This is a genomic window from Phreatobacter oligotrophus (assembly GCF_003046185.1).
Classification (GTDB): domain Bacteria; phylum Pseudomonadota; class Alphaproteobacteria; order Rhizobiales; family Phreatobacteraceae; genus Phreatobacter; species Phreatobacter oligotrophus.
In genome coordinates this window covers 180,563-200,612 of the sequence record NZ_PZZL01000009.1, presented here as the reverse complement: position 1 = coordinate 200,612, position 20,050 = coordinate 180,563, and the positions used below count along the sequence as shown (strand labels likewise).

The 20,050-nt window shown below is 68.7% G+C and carries 21 protein-coding genes; 11 read left to right on the top strand and 10 right to left on the bottom strand.

Annotation, left to right across the window (positions count from 1 at the left end; genetic code table 11):
- The first annotated feature begins 1 nt into the window (after window position 1).
- A complete protein-coding gene (locus tag C8P69_RS18960; protein WP_108179002.1) occupies window positions 2–2,212 on the top strand; it encodes an ABC transporter permease in 2,211 nt (736 codons plus the stop codon).
- Window positions 2,209–3,267 carry an ABC transporter ATP-binding protein gene (locus tag C8P69_RS18955; protein WP_108179001.1) on the top strand — a complete coding sequence of 353 codons (1,059 nt, stop codon included), beginning with the start codon at window positions 2,209–2,211 and terminating at the stop codon, window positions 3,265–3,267. The genes C8P69_RS18960 and C8P69_RS18955 overlap by 4 nt, the downstream gene beginning before the upstream one ends.
- Before the next feature lie 506 nt (window positions 3,268–3,773).
- On the opposite strand, the gene C8P69_RS18945 is transcribed toward C8P69_RS18955, so the two are convergent.
- The gene (locus C8P69_RS18945) at window positions 3,774–4,841 is read right to left on the bottom strand and encodes a lactonase family protein (RefSeq protein ID WP_108179030.1); all 1,068 of its coding nucleotides are present in this window, start codon (window positions 4,839–4,841) and stop codon (window positions 3,774–3,776) included.
- Between C8P69_RS18945 and C8P69_RS23955 the strand changes: the two genes are divergently transcribed.
- Window positions 4,840–4,986, top strand: coding sequence for a hypothetical protein (locus C8P69_RS23955; RefSeq protein WP_170118306.1), 147 nt, complete (start codon window positions 4,840–4,842; stop codon window positions 4,984–4,986). The genes C8P69_RS18945 and C8P69_RS23955 overlap by 2 nt on opposite strands.
- 26 nt (window positions 4,987–5,012) lie before the next feature.
- Here C8P69_RS23955 and kdgD read toward each other — a convergent pair whose 3' ends face one another.
- The 6 genes from kdgD to C8P69_RS18915 form a co-directional block, all read right to left on the bottom strand.
- The gene (kdgD, locus tag C8P69_RS18940) at window positions 5,013–5,960 is read right to left on the bottom strand and encodes a 5-dehydro-4-deoxyglucarate dehydratase (protein WP_108178999.1); all 948 of its coding nucleotides are present in this window, start codon (window positions 5,958–5,960) and stop codon (window positions 5,013–5,015) included.
- Between the two features lie 117 nt (window positions 5,961–6,077).
- Complete coding sequence (locus C8P69_RS18935; RefSeq protein ID WP_108178998.1) at window positions 6,078–6,965, bottom strand: LysR family transcriptional regulator; 888 nt, start codon at window positions 6,963–6,965, stop codon at window positions 6,078–6,080.
- Window positions 6,966–7,006: 41 nt separating this feature from the next.
- On the bottom strand, window positions 7,007–8,506 hold the full coding sequence (locus C8P69_RS18930) for a tripartite tricarboxylate transporter permease (protein WP_108178997.1): 1,500 nt from the start codon (window positions 8,504–8,506) through the stop codon (window positions 7,007–7,009).
- 3 nt (window positions 8,507–8,509) lie between these two features.
- A complete protein-coding gene (locus tag C8P69_RS18925; RefSeq protein WP_170118305.1) occupies window positions 8,510–8,956 on the bottom strand; it encodes a tripartite tricarboxylate transporter TctB family protein in 447 nt (148 codons plus the stop codon).
- Between the two features lie 61 nt (window positions 8,957–9,017).
- A complete protein-coding gene (locus tag C8P69_RS18920; protein ID WP_108178995.1) occupies window positions 9,018–9,995 on the bottom strand; it encodes a Bug family tripartite tricarboxylate transporter substrate binding protein in 978 nt (325 codons plus the stop codon).
- Window positions 9,996–10,213: 218 nt separating this feature from the next.
- A complete protein-coding gene (locus tag C8P69_RS18915; protein ID WP_108178994.1) occupies window positions 10,214–10,624 on the bottom strand; it encodes a DCC1-like thiol-disulfide oxidoreductase family protein in 411 nt (136 codons plus the stop codon).
- Window positions 10,625–10,943: 319 nt separating this feature from the next.
- Here C8P69_RS18915 and C8P69_RS18910 point away from each other — a divergent pair, with 319 nt between their 5' ends.
- The 5 genes from C8P69_RS18910 to C8P69_RS18890 all read left to right on the top strand — a co-directional run bounded on the left by C8P69_RS18910 (window position 10,944) and on the right by C8P69_RS18890 (window position 14,636).
- Window positions 10,944–12,155 carry a YeeE/YedE family protein gene (locus tag C8P69_RS18910; protein WP_108178993.1) on the top strand — a complete coding sequence of 404 codons (1,212 nt, stop codon included), beginning with the start codon at window positions 10,944–10,946 and terminating at the stop codon, window positions 12,153–12,155.
- Window positions 12,152–12,451: a c-type cytochrome gene (locus C8P69_RS18905; RefSeq protein WP_108178992.1), complete on the top strand. Its 300-nt coding sequence runs from the start codon at window positions 12,152–12,154 to the stop codon at window positions 12,449–12,451. The genes C8P69_RS18910 and C8P69_RS18905 overlap by 4 nt, the downstream gene beginning before the upstream one ends.
- Window positions 12,452–12,463: 12 nt before the next feature.
- Window positions 12,464–13,756: an NAD(P)/FAD-dependent oxidoreductase gene (locus tag C8P69_RS18900; protein ID WP_108178991.1), complete on the top strand. Its 1,293-nt coding sequence runs from the start codon at window positions 12,464–12,466 to the stop codon at window positions 13,754–13,756.
- On the top strand, window positions 13,753–14,205 hold the full coding sequence (locus C8P69_RS18895; RefSeq protein ID WP_245902130.1) for a thiosulfate oxidation carrier protein SoxY: 453 nt from the start codon (window positions 13,753–13,755) through the stop codon (window positions 14,203–14,205). The genes C8P69_RS18900 and C8P69_RS18895 overlap by 4 nt, the downstream gene beginning before the upstream one ends.
- Window positions 14,206–14,318: 113 nt before the next feature.
- Entirely contained in the window at window positions 14,319–14,636 is a 318-nt protein-coding gene (locus C8P69_RS18890; protein ID WP_108178990.1) for a thiosulfate oxidation carrier complex protein SoxZ, read from the top strand.
- A gap of 24 nt (window positions 14,637–14,660) precedes the next feature.
- Here C8P69_RS18890 and C8P69_RS18885 read toward each other — a convergent pair whose 3' ends face one another.
- Window positions 14,661–15,671: a catalase gene (locus C8P69_RS18885; protein ID WP_108178989.1), complete on the bottom strand. Its 1,011-nt coding sequence runs from the start codon at window positions 15,669–15,671 to the stop codon at window positions 14,661–14,663.
- Window positions 15,672–15,793: 122 nt separating this feature from the next.
- Complete coding sequence (gene argH / locus C8P69_RS18880; protein ID WP_245902129.1) at window positions 15,794–17,191, bottom strand: argininosuccinate lyase; 1,398 nt, start codon at window positions 17,189–17,191, stop codon at window positions 15,794–15,796.
- A gap of 29 nt (window positions 17,192–17,220) precedes the next feature.
- Between argH and tlpA the strand changes: the two genes are divergently transcribed.
- The 3 genes from tlpA (at window position 17,221) to C8P69_RS18865 (ending at window position 19,058) form a co-directional block, all read left to right on the top strand.
- Window positions 17,221–17,850 (top strand): thiol:disulfide interchange protein TlpA, encoded by a 630-nt coding sequence (gene tlpA / locus C8P69_RS18875; protein WP_245902128.1) that lies wholly within the window; start codon window positions 17,221–17,223, stop codon window positions 17,848–17,850.
- Between the two features lie 22 nt (window positions 17,851–17,872).
- On the top strand, window positions 17,873–18,388 hold the full coding sequence (locus C8P69_RS18870) for a prolyl-tRNA synthetase associated domain-containing protein (protein ID WP_108178988.1): 516 nt from the start codon (window positions 17,873–17,875) through the stop codon (window positions 18,386–18,388).
- 367 nt (window positions 18,389–18,755) lie between these two features.
- Window positions 18,756–19,058, top strand: coding sequence for a 4a-hydroxytetrahydrobiopterin dehydratase (locus C8P69_RS18865; protein WP_108178987.1), 303 nt, complete (start codon window positions 18,756–18,758; stop codon window positions 19,056–19,058).
- Here the strand turns inward: C8P69_RS18865 and C8P69_RS18860 are convergent, their stop codons facing one another.
- Window positions 19,059–20,006 carry a hypothetical protein gene (locus tag C8P69_RS18860; RefSeq protein ID WP_108178986.1) on the bottom strand — a complete coding sequence of 316 codons (948 nt, stop codon included), beginning with the start codon at window positions 20,004–20,006 and terminating at the stop codon, window positions 19,059–19,061.
- Window positions 20,007–20,050 lie beyond the last annotated feature (44 nt).

The following is a 20,050-nucleotide window of genomic DNA, read 5'->3' as shown; positions in this document are numbered from 1 at the left end:
CATGAGGCGGCAGGCGACGGGTCCCTTCGCGATCTGGCTGATCGCCGTCCTGGCGGTCTGCGTGCTGCCCTGGCACATGCCGCAGGGCAGCCTCACGCTGTCCGGTCTCATGGGGCTCGGCCGCAGTGATGCGGACGAGGCCTCGGCGCTCTGGCAGGCCATCGCCCACCGCCGCTTCTGGTTCTGGCCGGTCGCCGCGGCAGCGCTGCTGGTGCTGCCGGGGGTCCTGCCGACGCTGGCCAGGGACCGCCGGGCCACGGTCCTGCTGGCCGGCGGCATCGCGGGGCTGGTCGTCATCGCCGTCCAAGGGCTCGCCATCGGCGTGCAGGGCTGGTCCTTCCCGTTCCTGGAACGCCGCTTCGGCGATCTTGGCGACCGCCAGTTCGGCATTGGAGCCGGAGGCGCCCTCGCCTTTCTCGCCTTCCTGCTGCTCACCACCGACGGGCTGGCCTTGAAGGGCTATTTTCGCGGCGACCGTTTCGTCGCCGCGGTCGTGGGGATCCTCGTCGCCTGCATCGTGCTGTTCACCGCCTGGCCGGTGGGCACGGTTCTCTCGCAGATGCTGGTGCCGCGGGAGGGCCTGACGCTCACCGCCTCGCTCGGCGTGAGGCTGTTTGATGGCAAGGTCTGGGGCCTTGCCTGCGTCACCTCGAGCGCGCAGTGCGGCGTGTTCTGGAACACGCTCCTTCTGGCCACCGCCACCGCCACGGCCGCCACCATTCTCGGCCTGTGCTTCGCATTGCTCGTGACGCGCACGCGGATGCCGGGGCGGCGGGCAATGCGGCTGCTCACCGTTCTTCCCATCATCACGCCGCCCTTCGTCATCGGGCTCGGCCTGATCCTGATCTTTGGCCGCTCGGGCGTCGTCAACCAGGCGATGGAGGCCCTGTTCGGCCTGCAACTCGGCCGCTGGATCTACGGTTTCAACGGCGTTTTCCTGGCCCAGGTCTTCTCCTTCACGCCCACCGCCTTCCTGGTGCTGATCGGCGTTGTGGAGGGCCTTTCGCCAACCCTCGAGGAAGCCTCACTGACGCTGCGGGCAAGCCCCATGCGCAGCTTTCGCACCGTGACGCTGCCGCTGATGCTGCCGGGCCTCGCCAATGCTTTCCTCGTGGTCTTTGTCGAGAGCCTCGCCGATTTCGGCAATCCCATCGTGCTCGGCGGCTCCTTTGGCGTGCTGTCCACCGAGATCTTCTTCGCAGTGGTGGGCGCGCAGCAGGATTTCGGCCGCGCCGCAGCGCTCGCCCTGCTGATGCTCGTCCTGGCGCTCGGGGCCTTCCTCGTGCAGCGCCTGGTGGTCGGGTCGCGCTCCTATGTCTCGATGACCGGCAAGGGCGATGCGGGCCTTCGCCAGCCACTGCCGCGCCTGGTCGAAAGGGTCGCCTATGCGATCGCCGTCCCCTGGGCCATGCTGACGGTGGCCGTCTACGGCATGGCGCTGGCCGGCGGTTTCGTGAAGGTCTGGGGACGCGACTGGACCTTCACGCTCGACCATTTCCGCCGGGCCTTCGCGCTGGAATGGACGCGCGACGGCTCCATCATCTTCGCCGGTGGGGCCTGGCACTCGCTGGGGACCACGGTGCAGCTTGCCGCGACCGCGGCCCCCATCACCGCCGCCCTTGGACTTCTGGCGGCCTGGGTTCTCTCCCGCCAGCAGTTCACGGGCCGCGGCGCGCTGGAATTCGCGCTCATGCTCACCTTCGCCGTGCCGGGAACGGTGATCGGCGTCGCCTACATCCTGACCTACAACGTGCCGCCTCTGGAAATCACCGGCACGGCCATCGTGCTGGTCGCCTGCTTCGTTTTCCGCAACCTGCCCGTCGGCCTGCGGTCGGGCATGGCGGCGATGAGCCAGCTCGACCGGTCGCTGGACGAAGCAGCCCTGACCCTGCGGGCCTCCACCTTCCGTGTCCTGCGCACGGTGGTGCTGCCGCTGCTGCGGCCCGCCATCGTGACCGCCCTCGTCTATGCCTTCGTGCGGGCCATGACCACGGTCTCGGCGGTCATCTTCCTTGTCTCGGCCCAGTACGAGATGGCCACCGTCTTCATCATCAACCGGGTGATCAACGGCGATTACGGCCTTGCCATCGCCTACTGCGCTGTCCTCATCGCCCTGATGACCGTGGCGATCGGGCTCATCCAGCTTCTCGTCGGGGAGCGTCAGCTCGGCCGGCGCGTGGCCGCGGCCGACACCAGGAGCGCGCACGCATGAACGGCATCGGATGCGAGGTCGTCCTTGCGGGCGTCGCCAAGCGCTATGGATCGGTAACGGCGGTCAAGCCGCTGGACCTCGCCATTCCCGGCGGCACACTGACCACCCTGCTCGGACCGTCTGGCTGCGGCAAGACCACGTTGCTGCGGATGATCGCGGGACTCGAACAGGCGAGCGAGGGACGGATCCTCATCGGCGGCCAGGACGTGACGCGCCTGTCCGCCGGCGAGCGCAACGTCTCCATGGTGTTCCAGTCCTATGCGCTCTTTCCCCACATGAGCGTCGTCGAAAACGTCGCCTATGGCCTCGTCTCTGGCGGGATGACCCGGCGTGCCGCCGCTATCCGGGCTGAGGAGGCGCTGGCGACCGTGGGTCTTGCCGGCTTCGGCGACAGAATGCCGAGCCAGTTGTCAGGCGGCCAGCAGCAGCGTGTCGCGGTGGCCCGCGCGCTGGTGCTCGAGCCCGCGGTCCTGCTCTTCGACGAACCGCTGTCCAACCTCGACACCCGCCTGCGGCGCACGATGCGCGACGAGATCCGCTCGCTGCAGCAGCGCCTCGGCCTCACCGTCGTCTATGTGACCCACGACCAGACCGAGGCCATGGCCGTCTCCGACATGATCGTCGTCATGCGGAACGCCGAGATCGCCCAGTTCGGCACGCCCGAGGAACTCTATCGCCGACCGAAGTCAGTCTTCGTGGCCACTTTCATGGGCGAGGCCAATGCCGTGAAGGCCCGCATCGTCGAGACGATGGGCGACCGTGCGGTCGTGGACCTTGCCGGGGTGACCCTCACGGCGGCCAATCCGGGCCTGCCGCCCGGTTCGGCCGATCTGATCATCCGGCCGGAAGCGATCAGCGTCACCGCCCCGGGCGAAACGCCGTTTGCCGCCGAGGTGAGGACATCGACCTATATGGGCTCGCACGTCGAATATGTGCTAACGACCGCGCTTGGCGATCTCTACTGCCTGTCTCCCGCCGATGGCGGGCAAAGGATGACGGGGGAGGCCGTGTCGCTGCGCATCGCCGAGGAGGGCACCGTGCTCGTGCGGCCCTGACAGGCCGGCGACATCCAACCACGCCGGATACCCCCTGCCCCATCGTTCGGGGCGGATGGCTGTCCCGCTTGCGGGTTTCGTTTGCCCCGCCGATCACCCATCCACGAGGCGCTGCCGCGCAGGTCGCCGGCGGCCTCCGGAATGGGGACGGCAATGCTGGTCGGGTGCGAGACGATCCGCTCCAGGTCGCGCAGCACGTTTCGATGGAGGGTGCTGGTGGCCAGCGCTGCCGGAGAGCCCTGGCGCAGACGCTGGAGATGGGAGCGGATGGCCTCCGCCTCGGCGTCGCGGAATCGGTCCTTCTCGGCGACCGACAGCCGGGCAAGGGCCGGATCACGGCTCCGGATGGCTCGCCGTGTACCCGTGCGGTACGGATCACCAGCACCGGTGGCGGTTGGGGCTGCGGCTCCCCTCGCAGGCAGGATCGACCGGGTCGGCGCACGAAGCCGGGGGTCGTGCGCCTCTGGCATGCGTCCGGTGGTGTTCAGCCGAGACACGCCGCGAGGTCAGGGGAGATCAACGATCTCCACCCAGTTCGGATCCTTGCCGAGCGGCAGGCGGTGCACCGCGCTGAGATGGCCCGTCGCCGGGTCGATGGCATAGAGCGTCGCCGCATGGGACTTCTGCCCGACGGCGACGAGGAACTGGCCGGCCGCATCCAGAGAGAAGCCGCGCGGCTGTTCCTCGGTCGGGACCACGGCCGTGCGCCTCAGTTGGCCGGTCCCCTCATCAACCGCAAAGACGGACAGGGTGCTGGAGCGCCGCTCCGACGCGTAGAGCCTGCGGCCGTCCGCGGTGATGCGGATCTCGGCCGCCCAGGGCGCCCCGCCCTGGAAGCCATCCGGCAGGGCGCTGGCGCGCTGGATTCGGGCGCCCATCAGGCCCGTTGCGGCATCGTAGGGATAGACGTTGACCGTGGCATCGAGCTCGTTGAGCAGATAGGCGAAGCGGTCGCCCGGGTGAAAAACGAGGTGCCGGGGCCCCTGGCCCTTATCCGTTTCGATGGCAGGCGGCGCATTGGGGGCGAGCTGCCCTGTGGCGGCGTCAAAGTTGAACTGCAGCACCACGTCGCCGCCGAGATTGGTTGCGAAGGCGCGGCGATTGCTGCGGTCGGTCAGCAAAGCATGGGCGTGCCGGCGGGTCGCGACGACCTGCAAGGGTTCGGCCGCCACGGTGCCATTGGCGGCGATGGCATTCACGGCCAGCTTGTCGCCACCATAGGAGGCGCTGAGCAGGAACCGTCCCGTCCGATCGGTCGCGACATAGGCCATGCTGTCGGGCAGGGGCGAGGTGGCGATGGGACTCAGTTCGCCGGTCGACGGATTGATGCCGAACGCGGCGACCGAGAAGGGCTGCGAGCGCAGGGCGACGTAGAGGAACCGCTTGTCCGGCGAGATCGCCATGGGCATGGCGGTGCCGGTCACCTGAACCGTCTGAACCGGCCGCAGGACGCGTGCCTCGCGATCCAGCCGGAGGACGCTGATCTCCCGGCTTTCGGCATTGGAGACGTAGACATAGGTCGCTGCCACCGCTGGCGGTGCATGTGCACCGAAGACGGCCGCAAGCGCAGTCATGGCGAGCATCCAGCGTTTCATCGTTCCCTCCCGTATCGGCCGTCGGCCGTGCCCGCTTGTCGCGGTGCTTGAGGGCGAGGCTATCGTGACGGCCACGCCCCTCGCCAAGCCAATGACGCTATCGATCGATGCCGTGATGGAATGAGTGGAGTCCCGGCATCGATCGCCTGTTCAAGCGGCCTGCTGTCGCGCACCGAACAGACCGCCGTCGAGACGGGCGACGAGGGCGGCGAGTTCGGCGGTCTCCGCCTCGCTGAGGTCGGTGAGCGGAGGGCGGACCGGCCCGGAATCCCGGCCGACCACCTTCATGCCCGCCTTGATGATCGAGACGGCATAGCCCTTGCGGCGGTTGCGGATGGCCAGAAGAGGCAGGATGAACTGCTTGAGGCCTGCCTCGACGGTGCGATGGTCGCGCTGCCGGACGGCGGCATAGAAACGGGTCGAGAACTCCGGCACGAAGTTGAATACGGCCGAGGAGTAGGTCGTGACGCCCATCTCGAGGTAGGGCATGGCGAAGGTCTCGGCGGTCGGCAGGCCGCCGACATAGGTGAGCCGGTCGCCCATCCTGAGGCCGATCCGCTGCATCAGCTCGAGATCACCGACGCCATCCTTGAAGCCGACCAGGTTGGGGCAGCGCTCGCAGAGCCCCGCAATCGTGTCCTCGGTCAGGATGGCGTTGTCACGGTTGTAGACGATCACCCCGAGGCTCGTGGAGCGGCAGACCGCCTCGACATGGGCGGCGAGGCCCGCCTGCTCGCCATTGACCAGATAGGGCGGCAGCAGGAGGATTCCGTCGGCGCCTGCCGCCTCGACACGTCGTGCGAGGTCGCAGGCGATGGCCGTGCCGTAGCCGACGCCGGCGAGCACGGGAACACGACCGCCTGTCTCCGCCACGGCGATGGCGACGATGCGGGCGACCTCCTCCGGGGTCAGCGAGAAGAACTCGCCGGTGCCGCCGCAGGAGAACAGCCCGGCCACATCATATCCGCACAGCCAGTCGAGGTTCGAGCGATAGCGCTCCTCATCGAAGGCGAGGCCGGCGTCGAACGGCGTGACGGGGAAGGACAGCAGGCCGCCACCGATCGTCTGGGCCATTTCCTTGGGGGTCATCCGGGCCATTTCTGCCGCTCCTGTTCGGTCCCTGGGGGATTTCGATGGGGCGGAGAATGGCGCCCTCGCCGCCGGGGCGCCCGATCAAAGGCTGGATGCACCGATACCAAATTTGGAATGATCGGCTCAGGCCGCCATCTTTCGCGCAACGTCGAGCAGAATGGGGATGGCGGGATTGGTGCTCTGCTCCCGCCAGACCATGTAGAGTTCGGCGAGCGCCGGCTTCTGGGATGCGATGGGCCTCAGCACGACATTGCGGAACTGAAGATTGTCGGCGGCCTGCGGCACGATGGCGATCCCGACCCCGGCATGGACCAGCGCGAGGATCGAGTGGATCTGTGCGAGGTACTGCACGTAGTTGGGCGACAGGCCGCCTCGCGCCAGGATCTCGACCACGAGGTCGTGGAAGTAGCGGGACTCGTAGGGCGCGTACATGATGAAGGGGTCGGCGGCCAGCTGCTCCAGCGTCACGCTCGCCTGGCGCGCGCGTGGATGATTGCGCGGCAGCGCGACGAGCATCGGCTCGGCGATGACACGGAATGACCGGAAGCCGACGGGCGGCATGGGCGGGCGCATCAGCCCGACATCGATCTCGCCCGCCAGCAGGCGCTTGAGCTGGTCGCCACTGACCATTTCCTTCAGCGACAGCGCAACGTCCGGCAATTCGCTCCGGCACGCCGCGATGAGGCTCGGCAGATAGCTGTAGGCCGATGCGGCGGTGAAGCCGAGCTTCAGCGAGCCGGCGCGCCCACGCGCCACCCGCTTCACCAGCAGCGCCGAACTCTCGGCGAGGCCGAGAATGTGACGCGCCTCCGGCAGGAAGCTCTGCCCGGCCGGCGTCAGCTTCACGGAGCGGCTCGATCGCTCGATGAGCTGCACGTCGAGGATGCGCTCGAGGATCTGGATCTGCCGGCTCAGCGGGGGCTGCGTCATGTTCAGCCGCATGGCAGCGCGGCCGAAATGGAGTTCGTCAGCGACGGCGACGAAGCAGCGCAACTGGCCAAGGTCAAACATCGACCGATCCTCGTGGGCGGCATTCTGATCCGGCGGGCATGCTACTCTTGGAAGACCTCCTCGCGCTTGGCCCTGACCGCTGGAAGAACGAGAACGGCAAGAAGCAGCACGGTGAGAAAGAGCAGCGCAGCACTGATCGGACGTTCGACGAAGACCACGGGGTCGCCGCGCGACAGGTTCATCGCCCGGCGGAAATTCTCCTCCATCAGCGGCCCGAGGATGAAGCCGAGAATGAAGGGGGCCGGCTCGGCGCCCACCTTGACGAAGAACACCCCGACCAGGGCGAAGATCAGCATCAGGCCGATGTCCAGCTGGCTGTTGCTGATCGAATAGGTGCCGATGCAGCAGAACAGCGCGATGGCCGGGAAGAGGATGCGGTAGGGGACGCGCAGCAGGGATACCCACAGGCCCACCAGCGGCAGGTTGAGGATCACCAGCATCAGGTTGCCGAGCCACATCGAGGCGATGACGCCCCAGAACAGCTGCGGCTGCGCCGTCATCACCTGCGGGCCGGGCTGGATGCCCTGGATCATCAGGGCGCCGACCATCAGCGCCATGATGGCGTTGCCGGGAATGCCGAGCGTCAGCAGCGGAATGAACGAGGTCTGCGCGCCGGCATTGTTCGCGGCCTCCGGACCCGCCACCCCTTCGATGGCGCCGCGGCCAAATCTCTCGGGGGTCCGGGACGTCTTCTTCTCCACCGCATAGGACGCGAAGGACGACAGGGCCGCCCCGCCGCCCGGCAGGACGCCGAGGATCGAACCGATGGCCGTGCCGCGCAGCATCGGGGGAACGCAATCCCTGAGCTCCTTGCGGCTCGGCCATAGCTGGCTCAGCGCCACGGAGAGCAGGGTGCGGTCCTGCGGCCGCGACAGCGCCACCATCAGTTCGGAGATGCCGAAGAGACCGATGGCGATGGCGACGAAGCCGATGCCGTCGCCAAGTTCGCCGATTCCCAGCGTCATCCGCGGCAGGCCGGTGTTCACGTCGATGCCGACAAGGCCGAGGAGCAGGCCCAGCAGCACCATGGCAACGGCCTTGATGGCCGAGCCGTGGGCGAGGGCGATGGAGCCCGTGAGGCCCAGCACCATGAGGCTGAAATACTCGGCGGCCGTGAACTTCAGCGCGAGGGCGGAAAGGGGCACGCTCGCCACGGCGATGATGATGGTGGCGATGGTGCCGGCGAAGAACGAGGCGATGGCGGCGATGGCCAGGGCCGGGCCAGCCCGGCCCTGCTTCGCCATCTGGTGACCGTCGAGGCAGGTGACGATGGAGGAGGATTCTCCGGGCAGGTTGACGAGAATGGCCGTGGTCGAGCCGCCATACTGCGCGCCGTAGAAGATGCCGGAGAGCATGATCATCGCCGAGGCCGGCGGCAGGGTGAAGGTGAAGGGCAGCAGGATGGCGATGGTGGTGATCGGCGCGATGCCGGGCAGCACGCCGACCAGCGTTCCGATGAGGACCCCGAGGAAGCAGAAGGCGAGGTTGGCGGGGGTCAGGGCGACGGCAAAGCCGGTCGCGAGATTGGCGATGAGGTCCATGGATCAGGGCACCGGCCAGATGGGCATGGGAAGACCGAGGGCCTTGACGAACAGGAGAACGGCAAAGACCGAGAGCCCGACGGCGATGAGGATCAGTTCCTTCCAGCGCATGTCGGTCGCCGCCAGACCCGCGACGAGGACGACGATGAAGGCGGTGGCGGCGAGACCGAGCCTCGGCAGCAGCAGGCCGAACAGGCCCACGGCCGCCCCGACCAGCAGGATCGGCCGCCACGCGATCGCGGGAAAAGCATCGCCCGCCGTGACGAAGGCCCGCGCCGCGATGAAGGCACCGATGAGCGCGATGAGCACGGCCAACGCGCGGGGCACGTAGCCGGGCCCCATCCGCGCGGCCGTGCCCATGGGCAGATCGGCAATGAGGTACAGAGCGACCGCCGCCACGGCCACGAGGAACAGCCCGAAGGCGAGGTCGGCGGTACTCACGCGGCCCATGCACGCCATCCCGTATCGATGAAGGAGAGGCACGCCGGAGCGACCGGCGCCCGGTGCGCGGTCAGCCGTCGAGCGAAATGTTCTCGGCCTTCACCACCTCGCCCCACTCGACCATCGCCTTGTCCATCCAGGTGGCGAAAGCGGCCGGGCTGCTGGCCCTCACCTCGCTCCCGAGTTCCCTGATCTTGGCGGAGACGTCGGGCTGGGCGAGCACCTTGTTCAGTTCCTCGTTGAGGCGCGCGACGACGGGCGCCGGTGTGCCCTTGCTCGCATAGATCCCCTGCCACGAGCCCGCATCCTGAACCGGCGTGCCCAGTTCCTTGAAGGTCGGCAGGTTGGGCAGCGCCTCGAGCCGCTTGTCGCCGGAGACGGCGATGCCCTTGAGCTGGCCCTGCGTCACGAAGGGCAGCGTGGCGATGGCGCCGTTGAAGATGACGTTGCTTTCGCCCGACACCACGCCACGCACGGCGGCGGCGCCACCGCGATAGGGCACGGCACTCCACTTGAGGCCGAAATGCTTGCCCACCACCATCGCCGTGAGGTGATTGACCGCGCCGACGCCACTTGTGGCGACGTTGAGCTTGCCGGGATTGGCCTTGTCGTAAGCGGCGAGTTCAGCGAACGAGCTCGCCGGCACCTGCGGGTTGAGGGCCACGAGGTAGGGCGAGAAGGACACCATGCCGACCGGCACCAGGTCGGTCTTGACGTTGAAGGTCAGCCGCTTGAACAGCGCCGGGACGCTCGCCAGCGTGCCGGCATCGGCGATCAGCAGCGTGTGCCCGTCACCCGCCTGCCGCGCCACGAAGTCCGCGCCGACATTGCCGGAGGCGCTTGGACGATTGTCCACGACCACCGGCTGGCCAACGGCCTCGGACAGCTTCGGGCCGATCAGGCGCGCCAGAATGTCCGACGTGCCGCCAGGTGCAAAGGGCACGATGAGACTGATCTGGCGCGAGAAGGTCTGCGCCCGCAGCGAAGGTGCGAAGGGGGCAAGACCGGCGAAAGACAGGCTGGTGACGACGGACCGTCGTGTGAGCATGGCACGTTCTCCCATGGCCGGCCCCGCTTTGATGTCTTGGTCGTCGCGTTGACGTGTGGGGCCTTTCATCCAGCCTGATCCAGAATGGGGCGAACATCAATTCAATGATTGTATTGATCGGAAGCGCCTCGGCCGGGTGCTCCGACGGCTTGGAGAAACCGGAATTCTCGGCCGTCAGAGCCCGGCGGAACGGCCGTGGCGCAGGACGATCCCGGCGCTCATCGGGCCGTCAGGTTGCCGATAGGGGCGGCGCCACGCAGACGGATCAACAGGTTGCGGCCGGCCCGCATCAGCGGATAGGCGATCCGGGCGATGGCGGGCGAGCGGAAGAGCGCCGCGTTGAGGCGATTGAACCAGCCGTGGCTCGAACCAAGCAGGGCCATGACCTGGAGCGCATCCGCACCGTGGTAGAGACGGTCGCCGAAGGCGATGACCATGCCCTCGTCGAGATCGAGCCCGGCGGCGGTGATGCGCTGGATGAGGGGATGGTCCCGATCGGCCCGGGCGTCGAGGAGATGCAGCGCCCCGACGCTCTCGCGGATTCGCAGCGCCCGGGCCGCATAGGTACAGACGGGGCAGTCGCCGTCATAGACGAACCAGATCTCGCCGGTCTCCTGGCCGGTCAGCATCTCGTTCTCTCCCCGGCCTTGGTCGCGCCCGCACGCCGCGACGGCTGACGATGAGGCGAGGACCAGCGTGCCCCCGGCTCGGCGCCACCATCGATGCAGCATATGGAGGCCGGTATCCTGCCGATCCAGACAGCCCTCCCCCCTTGGAGCGGCGAAGCATTTCGCGAATCCACACATTCGGGAAGCAAACTGTAGCGCCCGGAGCTCGATCGAGAATAATTTTCCGTTTGCATCCGTATAACTGAGGATGTGATAATAAAATTATTCTAACCGGCCCGGCATTTGCGGGCCCGACACCGAGCCACGCCCGCCGCTTGCCATGACGACGGACCACGCCAGCCCCACCATCGCCGCCTTGACCGCGCGCGCCGATCGCGCGTCGGTGAGGCGCCTCGTCGTGGCAGGCGCGGTGGCAGGCCTTGCCGTCGCCATCCTCACGGCGCTCGGTTCGGGCCGTCTCCTCGCGCTCGGCGTCATCGGCCTGCTTCTCGGCCTCGCGCTCTATCATTCCGCCTTCGGCTTCAGCCATGGCTGGCGCGTGCTGATGGCGGAGGGGCGCACCGCCCATGTGCGAGCGCAGGTGCTCATGCTCGCCGTCGCCGTGGCGCTGTTCCTGCCACTGATCGCGCAGGGCGAGGTCTTCGACCAGCCGGTGCGCGGCTTCACCTTCCCGCTCGGGCTCGGCGTCGCCCTCGGCGCCTTCGTCTTCGGCGTCGGCATGCAGATCGCCGGCGGCTGCGTTTCAGGGACCCTCTACACGGTCGGCGGCGGCTCGGTGCGCATGGTGATCACGCTGCTTGCCGCCATCACTGGCGCGACGCTGGCCGCGCTCGCCTATCCGCTCTGGGAGGGCCTGCCGGCCGTCCCCGCCGTGTCGCTGCCGGCCATCCTCGGGTTGTGGCCGGCGCTCGCCCTCCACGCCCTCGTCTTCGCCGCCGCCTATGCCGGCCTCGTCGCGTGGGAGCGCCGCCGCACCGGCGGCCTCGCGCCCATCAGCGGCGGCGGCAACCTTCTCACCGGGCCCTGGCCCTATGCCTGGGGCGCCCTGGCGCTGGCGGTGCTCAACGCCGCGACGCTGCTCGTCGCCGGCCGCCCCTGGGGTGTGACGCAGGCCTTCGCCCTCTGGGGCTCGAAGGCGGTGGAAGCGACCGGTCTCGCCGATCCCGTCTTCTGGCCCTTCTGGGAGGAGCCGACGCGCGTCGAGGCGCTGATGCGCCCGCTGCTGGCGGATGCCACCAGCATCATGAATGTCGCGGTCATGGCGGGCGCCCTCGTCGCGGCGCTCGCCGCCGGCCGCTTCGCGCCCTCGCTGCGTATCCCGGTTGGAGCAGCGCTCGGCAGCCTCATCGGCGGGCTGATGATCGGCGGAGGCGCCATCGTCGCGACGGGCTGCAACATCTCCGCCTTTTTCTCCGGCGTCGCCTCGGGCAGCCTGCATGGCTGGCTCTGGGTCGCCGCCGCCCTTCCCGGCAACTGGCTCGGCCTGAAACTTAGGCCGCTCTTCGGACTTGATGGAGCCCCGTCCCGATGACCCGACTTCGTCCCGCCCTTCTGGGCCTCGCCCTGGCGCTGGCGCCTGCCGCCGCCCTCGCGCAATCGGCGCCCGCGCCGCTGATCGCCCTGTCCTGCGCCGGCTGCCACGGCCCGGCCGGTGCCGGCGAAGGCTCCGTGCCGCGCATTGCTGGCTATGATCGCGAGGCCTTCGTGCAGAGCTGGGCCGCCTTTCGCGCCAATGAGCGGCCGGCCTCGATCATGAACCGCATCGCCCGCGGCTTTACCGACGCGGAAGTTGCCGAACTCGCCGCCTATTTCGCCGCCCTGCGTTGAGGAGATAAGCCCATGACCCGCCTCTCCCGCCGCGCCTTTGCGCTCGCCGCCGGCACCGCCGGCCTCAGCCTTGCCGCCCCGGGCGTCCTGCACGCCCAGTCCACCGGCCGCCTTGTCGTGATCGGCGGCGGCTTCGGCGGCGCCTCGGCCGCCCGCTATGCCCGCATCGCCTTCCCGCGCCTCGACGTGACGCTGATCGAGCCGAAGGCCACCTTCGTCACCTGCCCCTATGGCAACCTGCTGCTGGCGGGCGAGCGCACCCTGCCGCAGATCACCCATTCCTATGATGGGCTGAAGGCCCGCGGCGTCCGCGTCGTGCAGGACTGGGCGGATGGGATCGATGCAACCGCCAAGACCGTGCGGCTGCGCGGCGGCCAGACCGTGCCTTACGACAAGCTGATCCTGTCGCCAGGCATCGCCATTCGCTGGAACGCCATCGAGGGCTACAATGAGGCCGCCGCCGAGGCGCTGCCCCATGCCTGGGTCCCCGGCGCTGGCGAGCAGACGACTCTGCTGCGCCGCCAGCTCGAGGCGCTGCCCGATGGCGGCGTCGTCGGCTTCGCCATCCCGCCGAACCCGTTCCGCTGCCCGCCCGGCCCCTACGAGCGGATCAGCATGGTCGCGAGCTATCTGAAGAAGCACAAGCCGCGAGCGAAGATCATCGCCCTCGACGCCAAGGACGCGTTCTCCAAGCAGGGCCTGTTCCAGGATGCCTGGAACGAGCTCTATCCGGGCATGATCGAGTGGGTGCCGCTGAACAAGGACGGCCGGGTGACCAAGGTCGACGCGCGCGAGAAGGTCTTCGAGACCGAACTCGGCACGCGCCACAAGGTCGATGTCGGCAATGTCATCCCGCCGCAGTCGGCGGCGAAGATCGCCATCGATGCCGGCCTCACCAACGAGACCGGCTGGGTGCCGGTGAACCCGCTGACCTTCGAGTCGGTGCGGGCGCGCGACATCCACGTCTTCGGCGACGCCAATATCGGGCAGGTCATGCCGAAGTCGGGCTACATCGCCAACTCGACCTCGAAGGTCGCGGTGGCAGCGGCTGCCGCGGCCCTGGAAGGCCGCCCGGCGCCCGGTCCGACCGTCTATTTCAACACCTGCTACAGCCATGTCGGCGACGAGTACGGCATCTCCGTCGTCGGCGTGTTCCGCCCGACCGAGACCGGCTTCGCAGAGACGCCGAATTCGGGCGGCGTGTCGCCGCGCGGTCCGCTCGCCCAGCAGCGCGAGCAGCGCCGGCTGGAGGCGCTCTACGCCGACGCCTGGTATGCCAGCATCACCAAGGATGCCTTCTCGTGAGCGGGATCATGATCGACCGGCGGCTCGCCATCGGCGGTCTCCTCGGGCTCGTCGCGCTCAAGGGCGCGGCGGCGAGCGAAGCCATTCCAGCGGAGGTCACAGCGGCCATCCGCGAGAAGGTCGGCGCCGCCGAGGCCTCGGAGGGCGGCATCACGCTGAAGGTCCCGGAAACAGCGGAGAACGGCGCCTTCGTGCCGGTCACCGTCACGGTCCATTCGGCCATGCGAGGGGATGACCGCTGCACGGCGATCCATCTCTTCGCCACCCGCAACCCGACGCCGGGGGTCGCGAGCTACCAGCTCGGGGCGGGCCTCGCCCGCGCCGAGGTGAGCGCTCGGATCCGCCTCGCCGAAGGCCAGGTGCTGCTTGCCTATGCGCGCATGGCCGACGGCTCGGTGCGCCGCGCCGCCGCGCGCGTGGCGGTGAGCACCGGCGGCTGCCTGACCTAGAGCGGCCGATCTGACTGCATCAGATCGGCCCGCTGTAGGTCATTGTTTTTTCGCATCATCTTGTCCATCAACCGGTGTCCACTTGATGGGATGATGCTCTGGAGGAGCGGACGATGAGCACACCCCGCATCCGCATGCCGGCGAGCGCCAGGGCCGGCGAGCCGGTCGAGATCCGCACGCTGATCGACCACCCGATGGAAACGGGCCTGCGCCAGCAGAACGGCCAGACCGTGCCGCGCAAGATGATCGTTCGCTTCGAGGCGCTGGCCGATGGCGAACTGCTCTTCGCCGCGGACCTGAGGAACGGCACTTCGGCCAATCCCTATCTCGCCTTCATCGCCCGCTTCGAGAAGGCGACGGCGCTCACCTTCGTCTGGCGCGAGGAGGACGGGCGCGAGTACCGCGCAACGCAGCGGATCAGCGTGAGCTGACCCGCTGCGCCTTGTTTGCCGGCTTCAGTTCTGCCGCTTGGTGATGGAGATGGCGTAGGCCGGCGTTCGGACGGCGAACATCGGGTCCTCGGCCGGGCCGTCGATGCCATCCGCGAGAATGGTCGGCGCGAAGATCTGGCTGTCGCAGCGGGCGGCGTCGGTGGCGGCGCGCACATGCAGGACGCCGAGCTCGACGGCGCGGCGCGTATCCTCGTCGTCCCAGCGACGGGTCACATCATTGGTCGGATCGCCGGGACGGCCGATGATCGCCATCATGCGCAGGCCCGTGGGCCGGTTCGCCGCGAGGCGGCCGGCGATCTCGGCGGCGAGGAAGTCGCGCGGCTTGGCGCGGGCCTCGTCATCGGTGAGGTCGACGCGGCCGTCGAGCGGCTCCCAGCGGAAGCGGACGACCTGGCGGGCGCCGGTGGCATTGGTCAGCGTGTAGGCGTGCAGCGCCCAGTAGTTCACGCCGACCCAGGAGCCCGGGATCGGCTGGCTGGCGAGATAGCGCCCCTGCGCCAGCGTCTCCGGATTCGCCTCGTTGAAGGCGCGGATCTTGTCCTGGTCGGGCTGGCCATTGGCGCCGGGGCGGCGCGACTCGAGGAAGGCCAGCATCTGCGCCGGGGTCTTGGCGAAGTTGACCGGCGCATTGACCATGACGAATTCGGTCTGGCCGGGCCCGTCACCGTCGATGCGAATGGAGAGGCCGCGATTGCCGCCGCGCGAGCCGTCGGCGACATTGGGATTGCCGCCGCCCACCGAGAAACGGACGAGGGCGGGCGTGTTCCGCGTGAAGATCACCGCCTTGGAGAGGTCGCGCGCGGCGGCCGAGGGGACGAATTCGGCGGCGTAGCACTGGCCCTTGGCGCCGCTCGGGCGATGCGTGCCAGGCCCGGCATTGGCGCGCATGATCTCGACGATCGGCGCGGGATCGAAGTCCTGCGCCGAGGCGGCGCCGAACGGCACGATAGCCGCGGCGGACAGGACGAGGCTCAGAAATGCGGGCGTTCGGTTCAGCACGGGGAAAAGAGACATGGGGACCCTCCGTCATGCCGCCGCCTTGTCTGGCGGTCGGCTTGTGGAGGGTACGGCGCATGAGGGCCCGGTCGTTACAACCAGAACCCTTCCCCTGCGTCACGGCTTCGTGATCAGCCGGCTCAGCCGAGCCTCTTCAGCCAGCGCTTCGCCTGCATCCGCACGTTCTTCGGCGCCGTACCGCCATAGCTGGTGCGGCTCGCCACCGATTTCGACACCGAAAGCACCGAGAAGACATCCGCGGTGATGCGCTTGTCGACGCCCTGCATGTCGGCCAGCGACAGCTTGTGCAGCGGCAGGCCCTTGGCGGAGGCGACGCCCACCGCCTTGGCCGCGATGTGGTGGCTCTCGCGGAAGGGAATGCCGAGTGAGCGCACGCACCAGTCGGCAAGGTCGGTGGCGGTGGAGTAGCCCTGGCCCGCGGCCTTCTTCATGACGGCAGCATTGGCCTTCATGTCGCGGACCATGCCGGCCGTGGCGGCGATGGCCAGGGACAGGGAGGCCAGCGCGTCCATGGTCGGCTCCTTATCCTCCTGCATGTCCTTCTGGTAGGTCAGCGGCAGGCCCTTGAGCACCACGACGATGGCGTTGAAGGCGCCGAGGACGCGCCCGACCTTGGCGCGCACCAGTTCCGCCGCGTCCGGGTTGCGCTTCTGCGGCATGATCGAGGAGCCGGTGGAGAAGGCATCCGACAGGCTCACGAAAGAGAAGGGCGAGGAGCACCAGATGACGATCTCCTCCGCCAGGCGGGAGAGATGCACCGCGGTGATGGTGGCTGCGGCGAGGCTCTCCATGACGAAGTCGCGGTCGGCCACGGAGTCGAGCGAGTTGGCGGTCGGACGGTCGAAGCCGAGCGCCGCGGCGGTCATGTGCCGGTCGATGGGGAAGGAGGTGCCGCAGAGCGCGGCGGCCCCCAGCGGGCTCTCGTTGAGGCGCTTGCGGGCATCTGTGAGGCGACCGCGGTCGCGCCCGACCATCTCGACATAGGCGAGCAGGTGGTGGCCGAAGGTGGTGGGCTGGGCCACCTGCAGGTGGGTGAAGCCGGGCATGACGGTGGCGGCTTCGGCAAGAGCCTTCTCGGCCAGGGCCTTCTGCAGGTCCTTCAGCTGGGCATCGAGGCCATCGACGGCGTCGCGCACCCAGAGCTTGAAATCAGTCGCCACCTGGTCGTTGCGCGAGCGCGCGGTGTGCAGGCGGCCGGCGGGCGCGCCGATGATCTCGGCGAGGCGGGCCTCGACGTTCATGTGGATGTCCTCGAGCGCCCGCTTGAAGACAAAGGTGCCGCCCTCGATCTCCGCGAGAACCTTGTCGAGGCCCCTGGTGATCGCGGCTTCGTCATCGCGGCTCACGATGCCTTGTTCGGCCAGCATCGCCACATGGGCTTTCGAGCCGGCGATGTCCTGCCTATAGAGACGCTTGTCGAAGTCGATCGAGACGTTGATGTCCTCCATCACGGCGGCCGGGCCGGACGCGTAGCGGCCGCCCCACATGGTATTGCCGGCGGTGTCGGCTTTGGTCATCGTCACGTCCCTGCAAAGGAGAAGAGCTTTTGTCCCGCGCCCGCATGACCATCCTCCTGGCAGGACTGATCGGTCTGGGCGCCGGTGGTATGGCCTTCTACTGGACGGGCGGGCCGGCGCGCAATGCATCGGCTCAGGCCTGCACTGCGGCCCGTGCCACGGCGGCCAAGCTCCAGCCGCTGGCTCGCGGCGAACTGGCGGCCTTCAAGGTCACCGAGTCGCCGATGGTTGCGCCGAACCTCGCCTTCAAGGGGCCTGACGGACGCCAGCTCACCATGGCCGATTTCCGTGGCCGCATGGTGCTGCTCAACCTCTGGGCCACCTGGTGCGCGCCCTGCCGGCACGAGATGCCCGCCCTCGACCGGTTGCAGGAGACGCTTGGCGGCGAGCGCTTCGAGGTGGTGGCGGTGAACATCGACACGCGCCATCCTGACCGCGCCACGACCTGGCTGAAAGAGACCGGCATCGCCAAGCTGGCCAATTACAACGACCACAGCGCCCGCATCTTCCAGGACCTGAAGACCGCCGGCCGCGCCTTCGGCATGCCGACGACGCTGCTGATCGACGCACAGGGCTGCGAGCTTGGCTTTCTCGCAGGGCCCGCCGAATGGGCGAGCGAGGATGCGCTTCGCCTCGTGCGCACCGCCCTCGACAACTAGGCCGCTGTCCGGACCAATCCAGATGACCGATACCGCCGCGCGCCGTGCCGCCCTCTTCGCCCTGTTCGACCGCCTCGGCATCGTCACCACGACGCACGAACACGAGGCCGTCTTCACCGTCGCGGAGAGCCGGCACGTCAAGGAGAGCATCCCCGGCGGGCACACCAAGAACCTCTTCCTCAAGGACAAGAAGGGCCGGCTGTTCCTGGTGGTGGCGCTGGGCGACGCGGTGATCGACCTGAAGCGCCTCCACGAGGTGATCGGCGCCTCGGGGCGGCTGTCCTTCGGCTCGGGCGAGCTCCTGGAGGAGGTCTGGGGTGTGAAACCGGGGTCGGTGACGCCCTTCGGGGCGATCTGCGACACGGCGGCGCAGGTCACCGTCGTGCTGGACGCGGCGATGATGCGCCACGGGATCCTGAACTATCACCCGCTCGAGAACACGGCGACCACCTCGATCCGCCGCGAGGATCTGGTGACGTTCCTCGCCGCCACGGGCCATGAGCCGCTGATCCTGCCCTGCAGCCAGGAAGACAACTGAGGTCCGCAGCTTTCTTGGCGATGCCGCCTCGCCGCGCGACAGAAACATCCGATCACGCGGCGGTGAGACATGCCATGCTACCGCCCCAATTCGGCCCCCGTGGGGCCAAGAGCGGGGACGACGTTCAGGCTGTTGCCTCGTTCCCCGGCTCGCGCCGCCCCGGACTCTTCAGCCCCCCAGCCCCCCGGGGTGCACGAACGGGACGAGCCCATCGGGTCCCCCGATGGCGAAACGTTCGGTCATCCCCTCCGACGCGAACGTGCGGGCCGGCGCTTCAGGCGCCGGCCCGTTTTCGTTTCCGCGCCACCGCTTGCCAGTGGTCGCGCGCGACCTAGATCCGGACTGCAGACAGAACGACGAGGGCCGCATGGCGCGAACCATGAAGAGACTGACCGACGACGAGCGCCGGGCGGCGCTGGCGTCGCTGCACGGCTGGATCGAGACCGAGGGCCGCGACGCCATCACGCGCCGCTTCGCGTTCCGCGACTTCTCGGAGGCCTGGGGCTTCATGAGCCGCGTCGCGCTGGTGGCCGAGCGGATGGACCACCATCCCGAATGGTTCAATGTCTATCGCACCGTTGAGGTGACGCTCTCCACCCACGATGCCGGTGGCCTGACCGAGAAGGATGTCGCGCTGGCCAAAGCGATGGATGCCATCGCCGGAATCTGATCAGCGGTCGCAGGTCCAGGCCATCACCGGCAGGCGAAGCTCGCGCTCGGCGATGAAGCCGCGGGCGTTGCGCGCCGGCACTTCCACCTCGACAAGACGCGCCGGCCCGAGTTCCACGACCTGGCGCAGGCTCACCCGCTCGCCGGCCGGCAGGCGCGCCACCGGCTGCCCGCCGAGCGGGGCGTCCACGAGATTGGCGCCCTCCGGACCAACCTCCAGTTCGAAGATGCGGCAGACGGTCGCCTGGGGTGTGGGGACCGGCGGCGCGTCGACAGCGGGCGTCGGCGCGACAGTGATGGGCACGGTGCGGACGCGCCGGGGCTGCTCGGGCGCGGCCACCTGCGGTTCGGGCGCCGCGCCGTCGCCGCCCGGCCTGACGAAGGTCATCAGCCCGGCGACGGCGAGCGCCGCCACGGCGGCGACGGCCAGAACGACGAGGATCCAGCGGAGGCGCCGCGGCCCGCGGTCGGGAACGCGGATCGAGCTGCCGCCGCGGGCGGCATCGAGGTCCTTCTCGAGCTGGAGCAGGGCGGCGAGATGGGCAATCTGCGCGTCGAGCTGGTCATACCAGCCGTCAAAATCGTGGGGTGCCGGATCGAAGGCCCGATAGGCCCTGTCGAGCCCGTCCAGGGTGGCACGCAGGTCGATATGCGGGCCGGTCGGCGGCGCGCCGATCTCCGTGCCGAAGCGGGTGATGGCGATGGCGAGGTCGTTCTCGGCCCGGGCGATGACATCGCGCAGGGCGGCGCGGGTCTCGGCATTGATGCGATGGGCGAGACGCTTCAACTGGCCCGGCGGGTCGGCGACGAGCTTCAGCTCGGCGGCGGCCCGGCGCAGCGCCTCCTCGATGGTCGCCGCCGGACGCGCGAGGCCACCGGTGCGCGCGCCATAGGCATCGAGCACATGGAAGCGGTAGCGATAGGCGGAGACGAGCGGGGCGACGTCCAAGGCAATGCGATCCCGGTTCAGGCCGTCATCGCGACGCCGGTCGT